This window comes from Treponema peruense, assembly GCF_016117655.1.
GTDB lineage: Bacteria > Spirochaetota > Spirochaetia > Treponematales > Treponemataceae > Treponema_D > Treponema_D peruense.
Genome location: NZ_CP064936.1, coordinates 354,893 through 374,064 on the forward strand (window position 1 = coordinate 354,893; position 19,172 = coordinate 374,064).

At 33.6% G+C, this 19,172-nt stretch carries 27 protein-coding genes; 17 read left to right on the forward strand and 10 right to left on the reverse strand.

What is annotated here, in order from left to right; translation table 11 throughout:
- Window positions 1–22: 22 nt before the first annotated feature.
- The 4 genes from IWA51_RS01800 to IWA51_RS01815 all read left to right on the forward strand — a co-directional run bounded on the left by IWA51_RS01800 (window position 23) and on the right by IWA51_RS01815 (window position 2,278).
- Window positions 23–901 carry an ATP-binding protein gene (locus IWA51_RS01800; protein WP_230402684.1) on the forward strand — a complete coding sequence of 293 codons (879 nt, stop codon included), beginning with the start codon at window positions 23–25 and terminating at the stop codon, window positions 899–901.
- A 68-nt stretch (window positions 902–969) separates the two neighbouring features.
- Window positions 970–1,218, forward strand: coding sequence for a VOC family protein (locus IWA51_RS01805; RefSeq protein WP_230402685.1), 249 nt, complete (start codon window positions 970–972; stop codon window positions 1,216–1,218).
- Entirely contained in the window at window positions 1,181–1,918 is a 738-nt protein-coding gene (locus tag IWA51_RS01810; RefSeq protein WP_198442916.1) for an N-acetyltransferase, read from the forward strand. The genes IWA51_RS01805 and IWA51_RS01810 overlap by 38 nt, the downstream gene beginning before the upstream one ends.
- A gap of 39 nt (window positions 1,919–1,957) precedes the next feature.
- Entirely contained in the window at window positions 1,958–2,278 is a 321-nt protein-coding gene (locus IWA51_RS01815; RefSeq protein ID WP_198442917.1) for a TfoX/Sxy family protein, read from the forward strand.
- A gap of 46 nt (window positions 2,279–2,324) precedes the next feature.
- On the opposite strand, the gene IWA51_RS01820 is transcribed toward IWA51_RS01815, so the two are convergent.
- Window positions 2,325–2,762 (reverse strand): DUF3737 family protein, encoded by a 438-nt coding sequence (locus tag IWA51_RS01820; protein WP_198442918.1) that lies wholly within the window; start codon window positions 2,760–2,762, stop codon window positions 2,325–2,327.
- A 30-nt stretch (window positions 2,763–2,792) separates the two neighbouring features.
- Here IWA51_RS01820 and IWA51_RS01825 point away from each other — a divergent pair, with 30 nt between their 5' ends.
- The 6 genes from IWA51_RS01825 (at window position 2,793) to IWA51_RS01850 (ending at window position 8,137) form a co-directional block, all read left to right on the forward strand.
- Entirely contained in the window at window positions 2,793–3,260 is a 468-nt protein-coding gene (locus tag IWA51_RS01825; protein WP_198442919.1) for a LysR family transcriptional regulator substrate-binding protein, read from the forward strand.
- 125 nt (window positions 3,261–3,385) lie between these two features.
- Window positions 3,386–4,078, forward strand: a complete 693-nt coding sequence (locus IWA51_RS01830; protein WP_198442920.1) for a phospholipase D-like domain-containing protein — start codon at window positions 3,386–3,388, stop codon at window positions 4,076–4,078.
- 1 nt (window position 4,079) lies between these two features.
- Window positions 4,080–5,696, forward strand: coding sequence for a DEAD/DEAH box helicase (locus IWA51_RS01835; RefSeq protein ID WP_329601801.1), 1,617 nt, complete (start codon window positions 4,080–4,082; stop codon window positions 5,694–5,696).
- A 66-nt stretch (window positions 5,697–5,762) separates the two neighbouring features.
- Window positions 5,763–7,001, forward strand: coding sequence for an IS256 family transposase (locus IWA51_RS01840; RefSeq protein ID WP_198441892.1), 1,239 nt, complete (start codon window positions 5,763–5,765; stop codon window positions 6,999–7,001).
- Between the two features lie 31 nt (window positions 7,002–7,032).
- Window positions 7,033–7,716 carry a DUF3427 domain-containing protein gene (locus IWA51_RS01845; protein WP_198442922.1) on the forward strand — a complete coding sequence of 228 codons (684 nt, stop codon included), beginning with the start codon at window positions 7,033–7,035 and terminating at the stop codon, window positions 7,714–7,716.
- Window position 7,717: 1 nt separating this feature from the next.
- Window positions 7,718–8,137, forward strand: a complete 420-nt coding sequence (locus IWA51_RS01850; protein ID WP_198442923.1) for a (deoxy)nucleoside triphosphate pyrophosphohydrolase — start codon at window positions 7,718–7,720, stop codon at window positions 8,135–8,137.
- 334 nt (window positions 8,138–8,471) lie between these two features.
- Here the strand turns inward: IWA51_RS01850 and IWA51_RS01855 are convergent, their stop codons facing one another.
- Entirely contained in the window at window positions 8,472–8,648 is a 177-nt protein-coding gene (locus tag IWA51_RS01855; RefSeq protein WP_198442924.1) for a DUF4469 domain-containing protein, read from the reverse strand.
- An 11-nt stretch (window positions 8,649–8,659) separates the two neighbouring features.
- Between IWA51_RS01855 and IWA51_RS01860 the strand changes: the two genes are divergently transcribed.
- A complete protein-coding gene (locus tag IWA51_RS01860; protein WP_198442925.1) occupies window positions 8,660–9,442 on the forward strand; it encodes a Fic family protein in 783 nt (260 codons plus the stop codon).
- Window positions 9,443–9,598: 156 nt separating this feature from the next.
- Here the strand turns inward: IWA51_RS01860 and IWA51_RS01865 are convergent, their stop codons facing one another.
- Window positions 9,599–10,726, reverse strand: a complete 1,128-nt coding sequence (locus IWA51_RS01865; RefSeq protein WP_230402686.1) for an ATP-binding protein — start codon at window positions 10,724–10,726, stop codon at window positions 9,599–9,601.
- 10 nt (window positions 10,727–10,736) lie between these two features.
- The gene (locus IWA51_RS12630; RefSeq protein ID WP_230402687.1) at window positions 10,737–10,895 is read right to left on the reverse strand and encodes an AAA family ATPase; all 159 of its coding nucleotides are present in this window, start codon (window positions 10,893–10,895) and stop codon (window positions 10,737–10,739) included.
- Between the two features lie 138 nt (window positions 10,896–11,033).
- On the opposite strand from IWA51_RS12630, the gene IWA51_RS01870 reads away from it, so the two are divergent.
- Window positions 11,034–11,492 (forward strand): hypothetical protein, encoded by a 459-nt coding sequence (locus IWA51_RS01870; protein ID WP_198442926.1) that lies wholly within the window; start codon window positions 11,034–11,036, stop codon window positions 11,490–11,492.
- Between the two features lie 9 nt (window positions 11,493–11,501).
- On the opposite strand, the gene IWA51_RS01875 is transcribed toward IWA51_RS01870, so the two are convergent.
- The 3 genes from IWA51_RS01875 to IWA51_RS01885 all read right to left on the reverse strand — a co-directional run bounded on the left by IWA51_RS01875 (window position 11,502) and on the right by IWA51_RS01885 (window position 13,094).
- Window positions 11,502–11,813 carry an MGMT family protein gene (locus IWA51_RS01875; protein ID WP_198442927.1) on the reverse strand — a complete coding sequence of 104 codons (312 nt, stop codon included), beginning with the start codon at window positions 11,811–11,813 and terminating at the stop codon, window positions 11,502–11,504.
- The gene (locus IWA51_RS01880; protein WP_198442928.1) at window positions 11,810–12,343 is read right to left on the reverse strand and encodes a methylated-DNA--[protein]-cysteine S-methyltransferase; all 534 of its coding nucleotides are present in this window, start codon (window positions 12,341–12,343) and stop codon (window positions 11,810–11,812) included. Before IWA51_RS01880 ends, IWA51_RS01875 begins: the two co-directional genes overlap by 4 nt.
- 436 nt (window positions 12,344–12,779) lie before the next feature.
- Window positions 12,780–13,094, reverse strand: a complete 315-nt coding sequence (locus tag IWA51_RS01885) for a response regulator (protein ID WP_198442929.1) — start codon at window positions 13,092–13,094, stop codon at window positions 12,780–12,782.
- A 477-nt stretch (window positions 13,095–13,571) separates the two neighbouring features.
- On the opposite strand from IWA51_RS01885, the gene IWA51_RS01890 reads away from it, so the two are divergent.
- Entirely contained in the window at window positions 13,572–14,786 is a 1,215-nt protein-coding gene (locus IWA51_RS01890; protein ID WP_198442930.1) for an ATP-binding protein, read from the forward strand.
- A gap of 246 nt (window positions 14,787–15,032) precedes the next feature.
- A complete protein-coding gene (locus IWA51_RS01895) occupies window positions 15,033–15,428 on the forward strand; it encodes a hypothetical protein (RefSeq protein ID WP_215905259.1) in 396 nt (131 codons plus the stop codon).
- An 88-nt stretch (window positions 15,429–15,516) separates the two neighbouring features.
- On the opposite strand, the gene IWA51_RS01900 is transcribed toward IWA51_RS01895, so the two are convergent.
- Window positions 15,517–16,011, reverse strand: coding sequence for an HD domain-containing protein (locus tag IWA51_RS01900; RefSeq protein ID WP_198442932.1), 495 nt, complete (start codon window positions 16,009–16,011; stop codon window positions 15,517–15,519).
- A 129-nt stretch (window positions 16,012–16,140) separates the two neighbouring features.
- Here IWA51_RS01900 and IWA51_RS01905 point away from each other — a divergent pair, with 129 nt between their 5' ends.
- Window positions 16,141–16,761: a glycosyl-4,4'-diaponeurosporenoate acyltransferase CrtO family protein gene (locus IWA51_RS01905; protein WP_198442933.1), complete on the forward strand. Its 621-nt coding sequence runs from the start codon at window positions 16,141–16,143 to the stop codon at window positions 16,759–16,761.
- Between the two features lie 27 nt (window positions 16,762–16,788).
- On the opposite strand, the gene IWA51_RS01910 is transcribed toward IWA51_RS01905, so the two are convergent.
- On the reverse strand, window positions 16,789–16,980 hold the full coding sequence (locus IWA51_RS01910; protein ID WP_456243339.1) for a hypothetical protein: 192 nt from the start codon (window positions 16,978–16,980) through the stop codon (window positions 16,789–16,791).
- 200 nt (window positions 16,981–17,180) lie between these two features.
- On the opposite strand from IWA51_RS01910, the gene IWA51_RS01915 reads away from it, so the two are divergent.
- Window positions 17,181–18,260, forward strand: coding sequence for an acyltransferase family protein (locus IWA51_RS01915; protein WP_198442935.1), 1,080 nt, complete (start codon window positions 17,181–17,183; stop codon window positions 18,258–18,260).
- Window positions 18,229–18,555: a response regulator gene (locus IWA51_RS01920; RefSeq protein ID WP_198442936.1), complete on the forward strand. Its 327-nt coding sequence runs from the start codon at window positions 18,229–18,231 to the stop codon at window positions 18,553–18,555. Before IWA51_RS01915 ends, IWA51_RS01920 begins: the two co-directional genes overlap by 32 nt.
- Here the strand turns inward: IWA51_RS01920 and IWA51_RS01925 are convergent.
- Complete coding sequence (locus IWA51_RS01925) at window positions 18,535–19,131, reverse strand: master DNA invertase Mpi family serine-type recombinase (protein ID WP_198442937.1); 597 nt, start codon at window positions 19,129–19,131, stop codon at window positions 18,535–18,537. The genes IWA51_RS01920 and IWA51_RS01925 overlap by 21 nt on opposite strands.
- Window positions 19,132–19,172 lie beyond the last annotated feature (41 nt).

Sequence of the window (19,172 nt, forward strand, 5' to 3'; positions counted from 1 at the left end):
ACTTTTTTTCAATCCACAACAATTGACAATAACTCACTATGAATCGGCCATGTTTTATCCGGGCTTTTCAGCAGAGGATAAGGTGCGCATATATTCTGTATTTGGAGGAATTCCATACTATAATAGGCTGATTGATGATAAGAAGAGCGTAAAAGATAATATTATAGATCTTATTGCTTCGTCAGGAGCTCGTTTGGAAAATGAGGTGTCTGGATACTTGAATGCGGAAATTTCTAAGATAATAAATGCCAACGAGGTATTTGAAGCACTTGCCAGGGGTTACTCAAGATACAGTGATATTTTATCTCAATCGCATGTATCAAGCGGACCTACTCTTATTGATGTTTTGGATAAGCTCATAAAAATGGAAGTTGTAGAAAAGACAACGCCTATTAACGATTCTAATAATAAGAAAAAGGTCGGATATTATGTATCCGATAATCTTTCATTGTTCTATTACAGATATGTTTTTAAATATTTGTCGCAACTTAAGATTATGGATCCTGAAGTGTTTTATGTAAAATATATAGAAAAAGACTTTGACGAAAAATATGTTCCACATCAGTTTGAGGAGATATGTAAGCAATATCTGATAAGACAAAATAGAGCAGGAAGAATTGAACCAGTAATTGAAAAAATAGGTAAATACTATTATGACAATCCGAAGGAACATACAAATGGAGAGTTTGATATTGTTACTGAGGATGAGAAAGGTTATGTATTCTATGAGGTGAAATTTAGAAAATTACCTGTATCAAAGTCGATGATTGAAGAAGAAATTGCGCAGGTAGATAAGTCCGGCTTGGAATGTTATAAATATGTATTTTTCTCAAAATCAGGCTTTGAAAATGTTGATATTGAGAAACTTGAGAAAATAGAAATCAATGCATTATATGAGTAAAGCAATAAGCATAAAAATTGAATTCATATACGGATATTAATTACGATTTTTACTTAAGAGATAAGTCTATGGAAAACAGAGATGTTTTTATGAGATTGGACGGTTTTGAATTGCTCGTAAACGATATGCCAAAAATGATCCGTTTTTACAGAGATGTGCTTGGTTTTGAAATTAAAGAAAGTGAACAGACTTCAAATGTTTATCTTGTAAAATACGGAACATTGTTTTTGCTTTACGGAAGAAAAGATTTTGAAAAAAGTGAAAGGAGAAAAAACGAAAATGGAATACATTCAAATAACAAAAGAAAATATCGATAAAGAACACATCTGCTGTGCAATGTCAGGAAAGCAATGTTTATGCAAAAAAGAATGGCTAAAAAAACGTTTTGATGAAGGACTTGTTTTTTATCGGAGCAAAGAACGCGGTAAATGTTTTATAGAATATATTCCGGCAGAATTTGCGTGGGTTCCAGTTGAAGCAGTTGATTATTTTTATATAAATTGCCTTTGGGTTTCGGGCTCGATGAAAGGTCACGGATATTCAAATGATTTACTGAATGAATGTATAAAAGATGCAAAGTCTAAAGGAAAGAAAGGTTTGTGCATTTTATCTTCTGACGGCAGAAAAAAGGAATTTTTATCTGACCCGAAATGGCTGTTGCACAAAGGATTTAAAGTTGCAGATAGTTGTGATTGCGGAATAAATTTAATGTACTTGCCATTCAACGAAAATGAAAAAGTTCCAACATTTAAAGAATGTGCAAAAAAACTTCAGACCGGCGAAAAAGGAATTGTAATTTATTATACAGACCAGTGTCCGTTTACATATTATTGGATTCCACGTATTGAAGAAGTCGCAAAAGAAAATGGAATACAGTTAAAAACAATTCATATCACTGACATGAAAACCGCCCAAAATGTGCCCGCACCGGTTACAACATACGCTTTGTTCAAAGACGGAAAATTTATTACGCAAGCGATTCAAAGTGACAAGAAATTTTTGAAGCTGGCAAAATGATTCTTTACTCTTTTCTCAAAACTGATTTATAATTTTAACATGGCTTCAACAAAAGAATATTTGAATTTTATTTTAGACCAGTTTTCTGACCTGGAAGAAATTTCATACCGTGCAATGATGGGAGAATTTATTATTTATTATCGCTCAAAAATTGTCGTCGGAATTTATGATGACAGATTTCTTGTAAAACCTGTAAAATCTGCAATCGATTATATGCCGCAAGCAACTTATGAATTGCCGTACAATGGTGCAAAAGAAATGCTTTTGGTAGAAGAAGTTGAAAACAAAGAATTTTTGACAGGCTTATTAAAAGCCATGTATGATGAATTGCCGATTCAAAAATCAAGGACACAAAAATGAAATTTACAAACTTTTACGGTCTTGCATTTATGCTTGTAATTATGATTCAGTCAATCAATATTTTTCCTTTTGCCTGGGGAATATCAAAAATTATTTTTCCTACTTCCGGAACACGAATTACTCCTGAAAGCAGATTTTTTATACTTTCTACATAAGATGTAATGTTGGCTTGAACTTCTGATCTTTCAAAACATAAATCGGTATTCACCATTTCGCAGTCAACAATCTTAAGATTTTTACAGTAACAAAATGGCTGTGTTCCGCTGATTTTACAATTAATCAGAGTCAAACTATCAGAATACCATGCAAGATATTCGCCGTTTACAGTGCTGTTTCTAACTGTTACATTTTTGCAATGCCAGAATGCATCTTTTGTATCAAATAAGCAATTGTCAAATTCAGCATTAATAATATATTGAAAAGAATATTTTCCCTTAAGAAGAACTTGGAAAACAGCTTTTAATCCGCGGCACAAAAGGTTCAAGAAAAATTACTTTAACCGAAGAAGGAACAGTTGGACAAAGGTTTGATTGACTTTGGTCTTGTTTTTGGAAATGTTGATTTTGAAAAATACAATTCAATAAAAATTCCTGTAAAAGATACATGGGGCGTTTTGATGAGAAAAGATTCTGTGCTTGCCAAAAAAAAATCAGTAACTCCAAAAGATTTATGTGATAAACCGTTGATTATTTCTCATCAGAAAAATCAGGGCGGAGAATTAAGAGCTTGGCTTAAACGGAATTTGGACGAACTTAATATTGCTGCAACTTACAATTTATTGTTTAATGCTTCTCTTTTTGTTGATGAAGGGCTCGGGTATGCAATCGGGCTTGATAAAATAATCAATACAGGCGAGGGTAGCAATTTGTGTTTTAGACCTCTTGAGCCGCCTGTTGAAGCTGAACTTTCTGTCATCTGGAAAAAGTATCAGGTTTTTTCAAAAGCCGCAGAACAGTTTTTAGAAAAGATTAAGGAAAGTTGATAAAGTGTAAAAAGTCAAATAAAAATGTACATTTTATTCTTTTACGCAAAATTTGGAGTAAATGCAAAGTACTAGAAAAAAATCGAAAATATGCTATACTCAATAATAGGGAGACAAATATAGAAATGCCAGAATATGATTTATTCAGAAAAAACTTTTCAAACGAAAAACTTCTAAACTCTCTTAAAGATAGTTTTATCTCTAAAATTTCTGGTGAATATTCAGATCTATCTCCTAATCTCCTTATAAATGATTATGAACACGAAAAAAAAATAGTAACTTCAATCGAAGAAGAACTTTCTACATGCGACGCTTTTGATTTTTCAGTTGCGTTTATAAATCACTCTGGAATTGCATGTATTAAACAAAAACTTGATTATCTATCTGAACATAACATACCAGGTCGTATTCTAACTACGAACTATCTTAATTTTACACAACCTTCTGCACTAAAAGAAATTCTTTCGCTTTTTCCAAATATTGAACTAAAAGTATATGATACTGAAAAAATGAAAAAAGGATTTCATCCTAAAGGTTATATTTTTAAACAATCAAATTATTATTCAATAATAATTGGTAGTGCAAATCTTACTGCATCTGCTTTGAATGCAAACCAAGAATGGAGCATAAAATTTATTTCTGCTCTTGATGGACAAATTGTTTTTTCTGTTCGCGAAGAATTTGAACGCATCTGGAATCAGGCAGAAAAAGTTGATGAACAGTGGATTTCTAATTACGAAAAAAAGTATAAAGAAAATCAAATAAAACTTACACAAATTACAAAAGAAAAAAAATACAGAAAAAGAAAAAACTTTTGATATTGTTCCAAATAAAATGCAACAAGAAGCAATGGCCTCCCTTGCCAGTTTGCGTGATGACGGTAAAAACAAAGCTCTTTTAATTGCCTCAACCGGAACTGGAAAAACATATCTTTCTATTTTTGATGTAAAACAAATGCAACCCAAACGAGTTTTGTACGTTGCCCATCGTGATATGATTTTACATAAGTCTGAAGAATCTTTTAAAAACCTTTTACCCGAAATTAAAACAGGTTTTCTTGGTGGTGGTATAAAAGATTTTGATGCTGATTTTATATTTGCTTCCGTTGCAACTTTACGACAAGATGATATTTTGCAAAAATTTACTAAGAACCATTTTGACTATATCATTATTGACGAAGTTCACCACGCAGGAGCTGATTCTTATCAAAAAATAATTGATTACTTTACGCCTAAATTTTTACTTGGTCTTACTGCAACTCCAGAACGTACAGATGGTTTTGATATTTATTCACTATTTGAAAATACTATAGCTTATGAAATTCGCTTACAAAAGGCACTTGAAGAAGATTTGCTTTGTCCATTCCATTATTACGGACTATCAGATTTAACTGTTAACGGTCAATTAGTTGATGACAAAACTGAATTCAAAAATCTTGTAAGTACTGAAAGAATTCATCATATAGAAAAAGCTTTAAAAACTTACAGATCTTATGAATATGCAGTTAAAGGATTAATTTTTTGCAGTCGTATTGAAGAAGCTTACGAACTGTCAAAACAACTTAATCAAGACGGTTTCTATACTAAAGCATTATGCGGAACTGATGATGATAAAACGCGGGAACGTGTTATTGAAGAACTTGAATCAGACACAAATCCTTTACAATATATAATCAGTGTAGATATTTTTAATGAAGGTGTTGATATTCCATGTGTAAATCAAATTGTAATGCTTCGCCCTACACAGTCTTCAATTATTTTTGTTCAACAACTCGGACGAGGCCTTCGTAAAACAATCGAAAAAAAATATGTATCTGTAATTGATTTTATAGGAAACTACGAAAATAACTTTTTTATTCCTATTGCTTTATTTAGTGATAATTCATATGACAAAGATTCTATTCGCCGCCATATGACAAGTGGAACTGCCAGTCTACCAGGAACTTCATCAATTCAAATAAACGAAATTGCAAAACAGAGAATTTATGAATCTATTTCAAATGCAAAATTCAACCGTGGAAAATTTTTACAAGGTGAATATAAAAAACTAAAAATGAGACTTGCACATTTTCCATCAATGGTAGACTTCGTGGATAATGGTTTTATTGATCCTCTTTTATTTATAGACTATGCAGGTTCTTATTATGAGTTCAAAACAAAATTCGAAAAGAATATTCCAGAACTTGCACCTTGCTACAGAACTTCACTCCAATTTATTTCTCTTGAATTTGCTCATGGCTTTAGACTCCATGAACTTTTAATTTTAAAAACGCTTCTTGATAAAGACTCTGTTAGTATTGACGAATTTAAAATTCAGATTGAAAAATTTGGATTTTCTTTTGATAACGACGATATTGACGGAATGATTCATACTTTATCTCCTGACTATTACGGTCGAGTTATAATCAAAAGTTGTGGATTGCCTGAGAAGGCATAGAAAAAGAGGTCTGTCTAAGGTATAGTTTTCTTTGGAAAAAAAAATAAACACCGAAGGAGACCTCTTATGAAAAGAATACTGGAAATTGAAGAAAATTCCAATAGTCCAACGATTGATTTGCTTGAAAAAGCAATCCGCGCAAGAGCACGTGAAGTAATTGAAAGTCTTTACGAGGATGAAGTTCAGCGTTTTCTTAATAAAACTTCTTCTATCGTAGACAAAACCGGAAACAAACTTGTAGTAAGAAACGGCTTTCACAAAGAACGGACAATTCTTACTACAAACGGTTACGTTACAGTCAGGCTTCCCAGAGTTGATGACCGTGCACTTGAAGAAAAGGATCGCTTTGTAAGCAAAGTCCTTCCTCCGTTTGCAAGAAAAACTCCGACAGTAGAAGCAATACTTTCCGCTGCCTACCTTGCAGGAATTTCTTCAAACAAGTTTTCAGCCATGCTCCATGATGTTCTTGGTAAAGAAGCAAAGGGCCTGAGTCCGTCAGTCATAACAAAGCTTACTGTAAAATGGCAGGCTGAATATGACGAATGGCGCAAACGAGATCTTTCCGGAAAGGAATACGTTTATGTTTGGGCAGACGGAATTTACGTAAAGTCCCGGCTTGACGGTGAAAAGACCTGCCTTCTGGTAATAATTGGCGTAACTGTTGAAGGCAAAAAAGAACTTGTGGCTGTACAGGCCGGAATTCGCGAGTCAACGGAAAGTTGGCGTGGAGTTTTGCTTGATTTGAAATTCCGCGGACTGACAAAAGCACCAAAATTGGCAGTCTGCGACGGAGCGCTTGGGTTTCAAAATGCAGTTGATGAAATCTGGGGCCAGCTAAAAATTCAGAGATGCTGGTTCCACAAGTCCATGAACATTCTGGACAAATTGCCTGACTGTGTACAGACTCAGGCCACAAAAATGATTCGGGATATGTGGCAGGCAGACAAACGTGCAAACGCCTTGAAAGCCTACGACTTATTTATAGAAACTTTCGGAAAAAAATATCCGAAGGCAACGGAATGTCTTGAAAAAGACAAGGAGGATTTGTTCCGCTTTTATGATTATCCGGCGGAACATTGGGCTCACATTAGAACGTCGAATCCGATTGAATCGACATTTGCAACAGTCAGGTTGCGCCACAAGTCAACAAAAGGAAACGGCTCTTCCGCTGCTTCTGTTGCAATGGCTTTCAAGCTTTGTCTTCAGGCAGAGAAAAACTGGCGACGGCTCAGGGGATTTAAACAACTTGAACTTGTCGCCAAAAATATAATTTTTGTGGACGGTGAACAAATGAAGGCTGCCTGATGAAAAGACACTTTTTTTCAATCCACAACAATTGACAATAACTCATTACGGTCAAATAGACAGAAAAAAATACGGAGAACTCACTTATATTGAATATTCACAGGATAAAAAAGCTATTATAAAAACCCATAAGTTTTCTGAACTTTTAAAAAATTGTATTTATAAATCAGAATTATCTGATTGCCTAACTTATGGAATTAAAAGAGCGCAAATAAAAGAATCCGAAAAAGTTGAAAATCATAATCTTGTTTTATACAGAAAATATTCTCGTAAAGATGTTTGTAAAATATTAAACTGGGATAAAGATTATTCTTCCACTATTTATGGATACAAAACAATGGAAAAAACCAACACATTATCTTGCCCCATTTTTGTTACTTATGAAAAACACCTTGAAGAAACAGATTCAACAAATTATAAAGATTACTTTATTGATAACACCCATTTTAATTGGAATAGTCGAAGTCGTCGGACAAGCAAAAGCAAAGAAGTTGCAGCTATTATCGATCAGAAAACAAACAAAATCGAAATTCCTCTTTTTATAAAAAAATCTGATGCAGAAGGTTCGGATTTTTATTATATGGGTAATTGTATACTTAATAACTATAAGAACACTAAGATGAATGACGGTGATGAAATAGTTCCGGTAGTAAATATTATTTTTAAAATGAATACACCTGTTCCAAAAAACTTATATAATTATTTGGTGGCATAACATGAAACAAATACACGTAGTAGCAGCGGTAATTTACCGAACAAATAGTAATGGCAAAAAAGAAGTTTTTGCCACAGCGCGAGGATATGGTGACTATAAAGGCTGGTGGGAATTTCCATGCGGAAAAATCGAACATGATGAATCAGGCCTTGAAATTGAAACAGAAGAAGAAGCTTTAATCCGCGAAATCTATGAGGAATTGGATTCAACAATTAAAATTCAAGAAAAAATACAAACAGTAGAATGGGATTATCCTCAATTTCACTTAATAATGGAATGTTTTGCCTGCACTCTTGTAAAAGGAAAACTGACTTTACTTGAAGCAGAAGATGCAAAATGGCTGAACGCTGATACTTTGCACAATGTAAAATGGCTACCTGCAGACGAATTAATTTTAGATAAAGTAAAAAATAATCTTTAGATAACTAAAATAGAATAGGAAAGTGTAAAAAGTTGCAAAAATCTATTCTAAAGAGGTTTTATAGGTTTATTAAAAGCCATGTATGATGAATTACCGGTTCAAATGGTTCAGGTAAAATCAAGGTTTTTCTTGAACGGCTAAAATAGCGCCTTTCAAGAAAACTACAGTTGCTTCACAACTGTCTTATTAACGTGTACGCTCACGCGCACTAATTGAACTCAATCGCAAGTTGAAACTTGCTCATTCGTTCAATTTTAAGGAACAATTATATAATTCAGACTGCCTCTTGTTTGAGACAGTCTGAAAACTTTTTTACATTTTCTTACACTTTATTCTACTCTACAATTTCTACTGCAATCCGGCTTATTCCGTGGACTGGAGCTTTAAGTTCGGTTGAACCACTTAAGGATGTCTGCACTGCAATGAAATATTTTTTTCCGATTTCGAGTGTACGCGGAAGATAAAACTCAAGGGTGCTGGCTGTGTTTTTAGTAATAAAACTTTTGTCCACGTTTACCCAGGTTGTACGGAAAGAATGTTGTTGCCCCGCTTCGTGAGATTCAGGAAGTAAAAAATGCTATCAAGGCTTATGAACTTTATTCAAAGCTCAACCCTTATTCAGTTGAAGATTTGCTCAAAGCCCACGGAGTTTTAATGGCGGCCTTGACTGATGATGCAGGGCATTTCAGACATGGCGGAGTCGGTGTCTTTAGTAAACAGGGTTGTGTCCACATGGCTCCTCCGGCAGAACGTGTTCCGACTTTGATAGCAGATTTGTTTGAATGGCTTAAGAATGCGCCTGACCATCTTTTGATTAAAAGCTGTGTTTTCCATTACGAGTTTGAATTCATTCATCCCTTTAGTGACGGTAACGGCAGAACAGGCAGGCTCTGGCAGTCTTTGATATTGGGAAAACTGAACCCTTGTTTTGAGCATCTTCCGGTAGAAAATATGGTTTACGAAAATCAGGAAGAATACTACGAGGCAATCAACAAGAGTACAGAAAATGCAGATTGCGGTGTATTCATTGATTTTATGCTTCAGGAAATCCTTTTTGCCCTTAAAAAGCACAGAGGCGACCCAATAAATCATCAAAATGACCCGATAAATGACCTTTTAAATGACCCTATAAATCTTTTGGTTGACCTTATAAAAAAGTCACCGGAAAAGACCTATTCAGAATACGCGATGCAGCTTGGAAAATCAGAAGCTACTGTAAAACGTCTGATTGGAGAACTGAAAAAACAGGGAAAGATTGAACGAATGGGCGCAAAGAAGAACGGTTGGTGGAAGGTAAATGAATAAGGAAGTCCACTATTTTCCCGGGGAAATCTGTTTACAATTTCTTAGAGTCATTTGGATTAAAAACTCCTACGCGGCTTTTGCCAAATCTTCAAATTGCTGCTTAGTATTTTACATAAATTACATTTTTCTAGGGGAAAGTTTTAAAAACAGTCTTTTTTATGATAGCGCTTTTCCGATTGCATAAAGCGGAATATTTTTCATCCATGATTCTTCCCGGTAGTCTGCTGTTGAAGTTCTGATTGCTACTGTTGGTTTAAATTTTTCGCAGTAGTTTTTAAAACTTTTTGCACGGAGATTTTCCTGTGCTTTGACTTCAATTGGAACTGGACCATTTTCGCTGTCAAGAAGAAAATCCAGCTCAAATGTAGAATCGTCGTTTGAATAATAAAAAACTGAATTATTTGAATTTGCTTTTATTTCCTGAAGCACATAGTTTTCTGTAAGAGCACCTTTAAACTCTACAAAGGCTTTGTCGCCGTCAATAATAGTTTGAGAATTTAAATTGCACATTGCAGAAACTAATCCAACATCAAGCAAAAACAATTTGAACGCTTCAATTTCTTCATACGCTTTAAGTGGAACACCAGGTTTTGATACTCTGTTTACTTTGTGAACCAAACCTGCATTACAAAGCCATTGAATGGCAAGTTCAAAATCTTTCATTCGGGAACCTTTTTTTATTTGACCAAAAAAATATTTTTTATTTTCTTTGGAAAGTTGAGCCGGAATAGAATTCCATACCTGTTCAATTCTTGTTTGAAACTCTTCTTTGGAATGTTTCCCAAAATCCATTCGATACTGGTCCAATATAGTATTCTGAAGTTTGCGAACCTGAATATAATCTTTAGTTTCAAAAAACAATGAAACAACTTCAGGCATTCCTCCAACGTAAAAATAATTCTTTAACCAGTGTAGGTATTTGTCTTTAAAATCCACCATATAATTAAACTGTTTTTTTTCAAGAATAGAAGCCAGTGTTTCTTCTCCGGCAGCCAAAAGAAATTCTTCAAAAGAAAGCGGATACAGATTTAGCTCATCAACTTTTCCAACTGGAAACGAAATATTCTGATGAATACTCACTCCTAAAAGAGAACCTGCAGCTATAACATAATATTCAGGAGCATCTTCACAAAAATATTTTAATGATTCAATAGCTTTTGGACATTCCTGAATTTCATCAAGAATAATAAGTGTATCGCCTGGAGTAACAGAAATTTTTGTTTCTGCATTTATATTCAGAAGGATTCGTTCAATATCGTAGTCAGTTTCAAAAACATTTTTCATCCGGTTGTTGTTAAAGAAAGTTACATATGCTGTTTTTTTTAAACTCTTTTTTTCCAAATTCTTTCATAAGCCAAGTTTTACCAACCTGGCGAGCTCCCATAAGCATTAAAGGTTTTCTGTGAGTTTTGTTTTTCCATTCAATCAGATCTGAAATCAGTTTTCTTTGCATACAAATAGATTACATTTTTCTTGAGTTTATTTTGTATTTTTTAACATTTTTCTTAAGTTGAGCAAGCCATATTGCACCAATCAATAAAACATTGGTAATTACTCTTACTTTTTTCCAAATTTATTTTACAATATGGGTATGACATCAATTAAAGAATTTATTAACTTTTACGGCCTTGCATTTATGCTTGTAATAATGATTCCAAATATTATTTTTGCAGTAAAAAATAAAGACGGTTTTGAAAATCTCTGGAAAAATAAATTTGTAGAATTATTTGAACAAATTGGAAGATTCTGCTGTTTTGCTTTTATGGTTGTAATAATTCCGGGAATGGGATTTTGTTTTTACTCAAAACCAGAATTTATTTTGTATTTGATAATTGATACAGTTTTATTAACTGCGTACGTTTTAATCTGGATTCTTTATTTTAAAACGAACAGTGTTTTCAAATCCCTTGCGCTTTCAATAATTCCGTCGGTAATATTTTTGGCAAGCGGAATTTTAACACGCTACATTCCTCTTATTTCGTCTGCCGTAATTTTTGCACCGTGCCATATTCTAATCAGTTATAAAAATGCAGAGAAATTCTTAACATAAGCCGATTTTTCAGCAGTCCCATAAAAAATTCTTTAAATTAACATGATTATCATCTTTAAACCCGACGCCTTCATTTTCAAGAAGAAAACGCTGTTCTTTCCAGCCGGGAACGAGGCGTCCTGAGTGATTTACAACACGGTGACAGGGATAGTTCCCGTAAAATTCAGACATGGAAAGAACTTTTCCCACTAACCGCGAATTTTTATCTCTGCCGATTAGACGAGCAATCTGTCCATAAGTTGCAACTTTTCCTTCAGGGATTTCTTCTACAACAGATAGAATTTCGTAAATCAAGTCTTCGTTAAGAATATGTTTTTTCATGGCGTTGTACTGTGTTTAGGAATATAAAAACTATTTTTGAATGCGCCTTCCAATTTCAGAAGCGATATTTTTTTGTCAATTCCGCCGGCATAACCTGTTAAACTGCCGTTTGTTCCGACTACACGATGGCACGGAATTATAAGCGAAATGGAATTATGTCCGACAGCTCCTCCGACTGCCTGGGACGACATTTTTTTAAGTCCGCGCTCTTTTGCAATTATGTCTGCAATTTGTCCGTAAGTCATTGTTTTTCCATACGGAATTGTGCGAAGAATTTTCCAAACATCTTTTTGGAATTCTGTTCCAATTATATGAAGCGGCGGAATAAAATCAGGTTCTTTTCTGGAAAAATAAATATCAAGCCAGCGTTTTGTTTCCTTTAAAACAGAAATTTCTTTTTCTTCATGATTTGAATCAAGTTTCCATGCAAAATATTTTTGATCTTCAAACCAAAGTCCTGTGATTCCGATTTCATCAGCGGCAAGAAGAATTTTTCCCAAAGGCGATTGATATGTTGTTGTGTACTGCATATTTTATTCCTTAAAAAATTGTTTGAATCGGCCGGGTGCATTCGCTTTTTCTGAATTTCGCGAAGAATTGCAAGGTTTCCAAAACTAAATATTTTTGGTCGTTCTGTTCCATATTGGCTGGTGTGCTTTTTTAGAAATCTACTGACCGAGAATATTATATATAATAGAAGAAAAAAAGATTTTTGTTAATCGGACGGTCTACATATCCTTTTTCCGCTTTTACATCGGCCATAATTTTTGTACCGTACCATATTTTAATCAGTTATAAAAATGCAAAATAAATTAATCAGAAAGCTGCAACATACTCGGAGAAAAATGGAACTGCAGGGAATTAGAAATATTGTTGAATAAGTAAATTTCCCTTAAGGTTAATGGGCCTTGAGGGAAAATTTTCCGTTCAAATTTTTCTTAAATTCCCAGCGCTTTTGCAACATTTTCAAGGGTGCGTGTATCGTGAATGTTCAGCTTTTGGTAAATTGATGTGCGCTGATTGTCTACGGTTGCCTTTGCCAAGATTAGCCGCTGCTTCTTTTGTATTCATTCCGCGTGTAAATAAAGAAAAAACTTCCTGCTCTTTGCGGCTCAAAGTTGAATACAATTCAAAAATATTTTCGTTACACGCCTGCTGGATTTTTAACGGCTCTGAATGCATTGACAGAACAAGTGTTTTAATTTCAGGTTGAATTTTTCGGATTTTATTCAAGATTTCAAGTCCGCTTTCATTTACAGCATCCAGATCTAAAAGAAGCATTTATACCTCCGATATTTTTTTTAGTAAAAGAAGCATTCCATATATTAGAATCTGGAAAATAAGCAGTTATAATATGTGCAAAACCATCATTATAACTTGCAACAACATGAAGAAAATTTTCGTTCTTCACATCGAAGAGTCATATGCTTTGTAATTAATAAATGGTGATTTTTACAAGCATAACGTAAATCTTCTATATTGAATGTTTTTAAATCTTTTAAAAATCCATATTGTCCTACAATAAAAAGTTTTGAAGATTAGTTCAAACTTAATTCATTTATTTATATTTATTTTACGCCCACATCATTTCGCCGTCTTGAAGTGCGACACCATAAAAAAAAGGGAAAATTACCCTAAAAAAAGCTAAGTCAGTTACTCAAAAATCAAAAAAAATTAAAAATGAGTAGCAGAAACGTAGATGTATTACTCAAATTTAAAAATATTGACATTTTGAGTAATAGAAATTCCACTTATTTTATGGAACTTTTACAAAGAAATGACTATTTACAGAAACTTAAAGACACAATTGGAACACCAGATATAAAAGTAATTACTGGAATACGGCGCGCAGGAAAATCAAAGCTGCTCGTACTTTTTGAAGACTATCTTCGCACACAAAATAACACAAACATAATTCATATTGATTTTAACCTTACAGATTTTGAAAACCTTGCAGAATACCATGCTCTGGAACTTTACATTAAAGAACGCAAATCTGACAACAAACAAAATTTTGTTCTTATTGATGAGATTCAAATGTGCAGTGGTTTTGAAAAAGCCGTGAACAGTCTGCATGCAAGCGATTTGTATCAAATTTACATTACAGGAAGTAACGCTTTTTTACTTTCCAGCGACTTGGCAACATTGTTTACCGGACGCACTTTTGAAATACATGTGTTTCCGTTTTCTCTTTCTGAATATATGCAGTTTTTTAAAATGAAAGATTCATATTCAGAATTGGATAGTTATATAAAAGAGGGTGGAATGCCCGGTTCATATTTGTATAAAAGCATAGAAGACAAATACCGTTATATTTCAAAAGATGTTTTTAATGCCCTTGTAGTACGGTATATTTTAGGTAAACGGAAAATTAAAAACACCGTACTTTTAGACAGACTTGTAGATTTTTTGATGGATAATATTTCAAATATCACATCTATAAGAAATATAGCATCGTGCCTTGAAACCACAAAAATGACTGCAAATTCAAAAACAATCGGATCATATATCGATTACTTGTGTGCATCTTTTGCTTTTTATAAAATCCGCCGTTACGACATACGTGGAAAACGCTATCTTTCATCAGAAGACAAATATTACTTGGCAGACCATTCTTTTAAGTATGCACGACTCGGAACAAAAAACATGGATTGGGGGCGGATGCTTGAAAATATTGTAGCAATTGAACTTATGCGGCGCGGTTATGAACTTTATGTTGGTAAACTTTATCAAAAAGAAATTGATTTTGTTGCAATAAAGCAGAATGAAAAATTGTATATTCAGGTAAGCGACTACATTGGTGATGGACAGACTTTTGAACGCGAAATAAATCCGTTGCTTGCAATCAAAGATGCATATCCAAAAATTCTTCTGTCACGCACACGCCAAAGTGAATACTTATATGAAGGAATTCGGGTGATTGATATTTCAACATGGCTGACCTCAATAAATAATTCCCAAGAGCAATTATGACGACTAATAAAACAAACACTTTTGGCACTTTAAAAAAATATTTTTTTACTCCTCTTGTAATTCTTTTGTCCATCGCACTGAATTTTACCGGTTCAAAAACTGCAAGCCATTTTGCGTTTCCGTTGTATATGGATTCTGTTGCGACAATCGGTTGTGCAGATTTATGCAGAGTTTGGCCTTCGCTGATTGTTGCAGTTGTATCAATTTTTTTTGCTGAGTCACTTTTCTACAACTGCACTTCCGTTTATGCTGTGTCATATTACAACATCAGTTTTTGCAAGCCTTATTTTTGACTGGACAAGAAAAAACAATGAAGGTTGTCTTATAATTGAATCATTTTTGTGGGCCGAACTTGTAACTGCATTTTCCAATTCTGCACTCGGCGATACTTTTTCCTTGATTTTATTTTACGGGAACACTTCAATTCCGCAGGTTGATAACGCTGTTCAGGGAATTTTTGTTGCGAAAGAAAGTATTTCTTTTGCAACTTACTGGGGCGGAACTGTTACAAATCTTATTGATAAAATTGTCGGTGCATTTTTGGGTTTTGCAATTTATTTTCTATTAAATAGAAGAAAGTTGCGTTTTGCAGATTTTAGCTTAAATAAAAAAATCATCAACAATGTATTCAATATAAAATAAGTATTTTTACAAGCGTTGCAAAACATGTTCAAATACAATTCAAGTTTTTACTGACAGGTTTGTAATTGTAAATTTATTTTCGGATCTATTACAAATTGAACATTGTATTTAAAATCTGAATTCCGGATTTTGTTTTAAAAACTTTTTCTTTTATAGATAGAATTGTATCTTTTGACATATTATCTTCAAATGCGTTTACTAAAAAATCTGCTTCAACAAGAATTTGATAATCAAGTCCGTCAACAGCATTGTATGTATGATGATGTGCAATTAAAAAACAAACTCTGTCTACAATTGCTTGGGACAGACTGAAGTTTAATAAAATTTTTTTTGCTTCTCCCGGACCAAGTTCTTCCTGATATTTTCCGCTGCAACTTGAATATTTTTTTTCTGCTTCGTGAATTCCAATATCGTGAAGAATCGAAGCAATATCCAAAACAAAAAGTTCTTTCACAGATAATTTTTCCTGCAACCCGATTGTGTGAGCAAAACTGTATACTTTTATAAAATGTTGAATACGTTTTGCATCTCCTGCATCGTACTGAATCATTTGTAATAATATCTGTTGGATTATGTCGTTCATTTTACTTCCTTTTGTTAAAATTATTTTACAGCAAGAGGTTAAAAAAATCTATCATTTAACATGGGATATATACCAATAACTGCTTCCCCTCTGTATTGTAAAAAAGCAACGTTTTGATATAATAAAGTTATGAAAAAGAAATTTAATTTTGTTCCTTTTATTTTACTTGGAATACTGATTTTAAATTTAGTTTTACATTTTATTTTTAAAACTCGCTACAACAGCTTTCGGACAACATTCAATTATATTGTTTATTTTGCTTCAACATTTGTTTCATTTGAATTATTGATTTTTCATCTATGCCCGCCTTTTTGCGCTCTGCTTCTTTTTTTAATAACGCGAAACAGAAATTACAAAAAATCAAAATATTTTTGGGGAACAAAATCTGAACAACGCTTTTACAATTTTATAAAAGTAAAACACTGGAAAAACCATGCTTTAACTTATGACGACAGAATTTTTAGAGGCAAGAATTTTTCAAAAGAAAATTTAATTCTTTCAATGACTCAATCTGAATTAGTTCATGAAATGATTTTTTTATTCAGTTTTCTTCCAATAACCATGTCTAATTCATTTGGTCATTTTGGGCTTTTACTAATTTTATGTTCAATATTCGCACTTTCAAACTTGCCATTTATTTTTATTCAGCGTTACAACAGACCCCGCGTTTTAAAAATGAAAAAAAGCAGAGAATCAATCTGCGCGAGTGCTTCTTCTACAGTTCCGTCGAGCTTGAATTCAAAAACATAAACAGCGCTTTCTGTTTCTACAACCATATCACTTTGGCCCGTCAGCTGAACATTCTTCTGTTTTTTTTGTAAGAGCTGCACAAGCCTCTTCGTAAGTCATATTGTTGTTGTCTGCAAGTGCCTTAATTTCCGGCTGCATTTGAGAAAAAAGTTCTTCTTTTGTAATTTCGCAGACAGCCGCGTACTCATCTTTCATTGTAATAACTTTTAAATTATTCAATTCGCTGAAAATACTTAACTGACTGAACTTGCTGATTCCTGTCAAAAATACAAAACGCAAAATCAAAAAATAATCTTGCCACACAACAATCAAAGCTTTATAATTATTTTACTTATGGGAGGGTAAGATAAAAGCGGCACAAATAGTGCAACTTTTATCTACTCAACGTTTGCGGTACAAACTTTTTATGGAAGAAAAATATGCGAAAACTTTATCTTGATAATATCCGGTGGGCAACTGTTCTTGTTGTCATTGTTTATCATGTATTTTATTTATTCAATGCGTGCGGAGTTTTTGGCGGTGTCGGTTCTTTTGCACCGGTTCAGTATCAGGATGCATTTTTGTATTTTGTTTATCCGTGGTTTATGGTTCTGCTTTTTTTGATTGCAGGAATGTGCGCGCGTTATTCACTTGAAAAGTATTCTGCAAAAGATTTTATCAAAATGAGAACACGTACACTTCTTGTTCCGTCTACAATCGGGCTTTTTGTTTTTTATTGGCTTGTCGGATTTTTGAATATAAAAGCCGGCGGTGGTTTTGAACAGATGAAATCCCTTCCAAAAATTGCACTGTATTTTATTTCTGTTGCAAGCGGAATAGGTCCTTTGTGGTTTGCGCAAATGTTGTGGCTTTTTTCAATAATTCTTCCGGTAATTAAAAAGCTTGATAAAAATGACCTCTTTTATAACTTCTGCAAAAAATCAAATTATGCTGTGATTATTCTTTTGGTTTTGATTTTATGGGGAACAAGTCAGATTCTGAATGCGCCTGTAATTACAGTTTACAGATTCGGAATTTATTTTGCGTCATATTTAATCGGTTATTTTGTTCTTTCGCATGATGAAGTTCAGGATAAAATTCAAAAGATGCATATTCCGTTTTTGGTCCTTGCTGTTGCAACCGGTTGTGTTTATGTCTGGTTTTATTTTGGACAGAATTATACGGACAATTCAGTTTTAAAAAGTTTGTTTACAAATGCTTACTGCTGGGCAATGTGTCTAGCAATTCTTGGATGTGCAAAAACTTGGTTTGACAAACAGGGAAAATTTGCGCAGTATATGACAAAAGCAAATTTTGGTTTTTACGCGCTTCATATTTTTTGCGAAACAGGAATTGCATATTTACTAAAAACTTATTCAGCTTTGCCGCCGGTTGCAATTTACATTTTTACTTTGTTTTCAGGACTTTTTGGAACAGCACTTTTGTATGAAGTTTTAAAAAGAATTCCGTTTGTGCGTTATACTGTTCTTGGAATTAAAATCAAAAAAGACAGAGAATAAGGAACTTAAAGAAATAAATTCTTCTACAAACATAGTTTTTGTTTTGGGGTATTCTGAATATGCAGTCAATGCTTTTTCTTTGAATGCCAGCGGATATATTTTAAAACCTGCCCGGAAAATTGATGTTGAAAATTCACTTGAGAATCTGCGCATACCGGTTAAGTATGATGAAGGAAAACTGCGCGTCCAGTGTTTTGGAAACTTTGATGTATTTGTAGGGAATGAAAAGGTTACCTTCAAGCGGGCGTTGCGTGCAAATTTTAATTTAAATGAATTAAGAGCTTTTTTTCTTTAAAAATGAATTAAGGGAATTTCTGCTGATTCCGAATAATTTTGCAATTTTGTTTGTTGAAAGCCCCATTTCGTAAAGTGTATTTATTCTTTTTTCAAGACCGTCCAGAGAATGAAAATTGTTTTTTCTTCCTTTAGGGCGGCCAAGTTTGATTCCTTCTGCTTTTTTACGCGCCAAAGCTTCACGAGTGCGCTGACTGATTAAATTTCTTTCAATTTCTGCACTTAAACTGAATGCAAAAGCGAGCACTTTGGACTGAATATCATCGCCAAGCCGGTAATTGTCTTTTATAGTCCAGATACGAGCTTCTTTTTCCATAATCAGATTCAAAATCGACATAATCATAAAAAGACTTCTTCCAAGACGAGAAAGTTCTGAACAAATAATCAGATCACCTTTTTTGATATGCAAAAGCAAACTTCCAAGTTCTCGTTTTTCAGGATTCAAAGTTCCGCTTATGGTTTCTTCTATCCACGAGTCAATTTTGATGTTGTTTTTGTTGCAGAATTCATTAATCTCAAAACGCTGGTTTTCGACAGTCTGCTTGTCTGTGCTGACACGAATGTATCCATAAGTCATAAAAATGAAGATAAGAAATTCATTTTGTAAAGTCAAATTTA

What these genes read in the sequence shown, in the direction of transcription:
- IWA51_RS01805 (WP_230402685.1), top strand. Translation starts at nt 970, where the DNA reads ATGGAAAACAGAGATGTTTTTATGAGATTGGACGGTTTTGAATTGCTC.
- IWA51_RS01810 (WP_198442916.1), top strand. Translation starts at nt 1,181, where the DNA reads ATGGAATACATTCAAATAACAAAAGAAAATATCGATAAAGAACACATC.
- IWA51_RS01815 (WP_198442917.1), top strand. Translation starts at nt 1,958, where the DNA reads ATGGCTTCAACAAAAGAATATTTGAATTTTATTTTAGACCAGTTTTCT.
- IWA51_RS01830 (WP_198442920.1), top strand. Translation starts at nt 3,386, where the DNA reads ATGCCAGAATATGATTTATTCAGAAAAAACTTTTCAAACGAAAAACTT.
- IWA51_RS01840 (WP_198441892.1), top strand. Translation starts at nt 5,763, where the DNA reads ATGAAAAGAATACTGGAAATTGAAGAAAATTCCAATAGTCCAACGATT.
- IWA51_RS01850 (WP_198442923.1), top strand. Translation starts at nt 7,718, where the DNA reads ATGAAACAAATACACGTAGTAGCAGCGGTAATTTACCGAACAAATAGT.
- IWA51_RS01865 (WP_230402686.1), bottom strand. Translation starts at nt 10,726, where the DNA reads ATGAAAAATGTTTTTGAAACTGACTACGATATTGAACGAATCCTTCTG.
- IWA51_RS12630 (WP_230402687.1), bottom strand. Translation starts at nt 10,895, where the DNA reads ATGCAAAGAAAACTGATTTCAGATCTGATTGAATGGAAAAACAAAACT.
- IWA51_RS01870 (WP_198442926.1), top strand. Translation starts at nt 11,034, where the DNA reads ATGACATCAATTAAAGAATTTATTAACTTTTACGGCCTTGCATTTATG.
- IWA51_RS01875 (WP_198442927.1), bottom strand. Translation starts at nt 11,813, where the DNA reads ATGAAAAAACATATTCTTAACGAAGACTTGATTTACGAAATTCTATCT.
- IWA51_RS01880 (WP_198442928.1), bottom strand. Translation starts at nt 12,343, where the DNA reads ATGCAGTACACAACAACATATCAATCGCCTTTGGGAAAAATTCTTCTT.
- IWA51_RS01885 (WP_198442929.1), bottom strand. Translation starts at nt 13,094, where the DNA reads ATGCTTCTTTTAGATCTGGATGCTGTAAATGAAAGCGGACTTGAAATC.
- IWA51_RS01890 (WP_198442930.1), top strand. Translation starts at nt 13,572, where the DNA reads ATGGAACTTTTACAAAGAAATGACTATTTACAGAAACTTAAAGACACA.
- IWA51_RS01895 (WP_215905259.1), top strand. Translation starts at nt 15,033, where the DNA reads ATGCTGTGTCATATTACAACATCAGTTTTTGCAAGCCTTATTTTTGAC.
- IWA51_RS01900 (WP_198442932.1), bottom strand. Translation starts at nt 16,011, where the DNA reads ATGAACGACATAATCCAACAGATATTATTACAAATGATTCAGTACGAT.
- IWA51_RS01905 (WP_198442933.1), top strand. Translation starts at nt 16,141, where the DNA reads ATGAAAAAGAAATTTAATTTTGTTCCTTTTATTTTACTTGGAATACTG.
- IWA51_RS01915 (WP_198442935.1), top strand. Translation starts at nt 17,181, where the DNA reads ATGCGAAAACTTTATCTTGATAATATCCGGTGGGCAACTGTTCTTGTT.
- IWA51_RS01925 (WP_198442937.1), bottom strand. Translation starts at nt 19,131, where the DNA reads ATGACTTATGGATACATTCGTGTCAGCACAGACAAGCAGACTGTCGAA.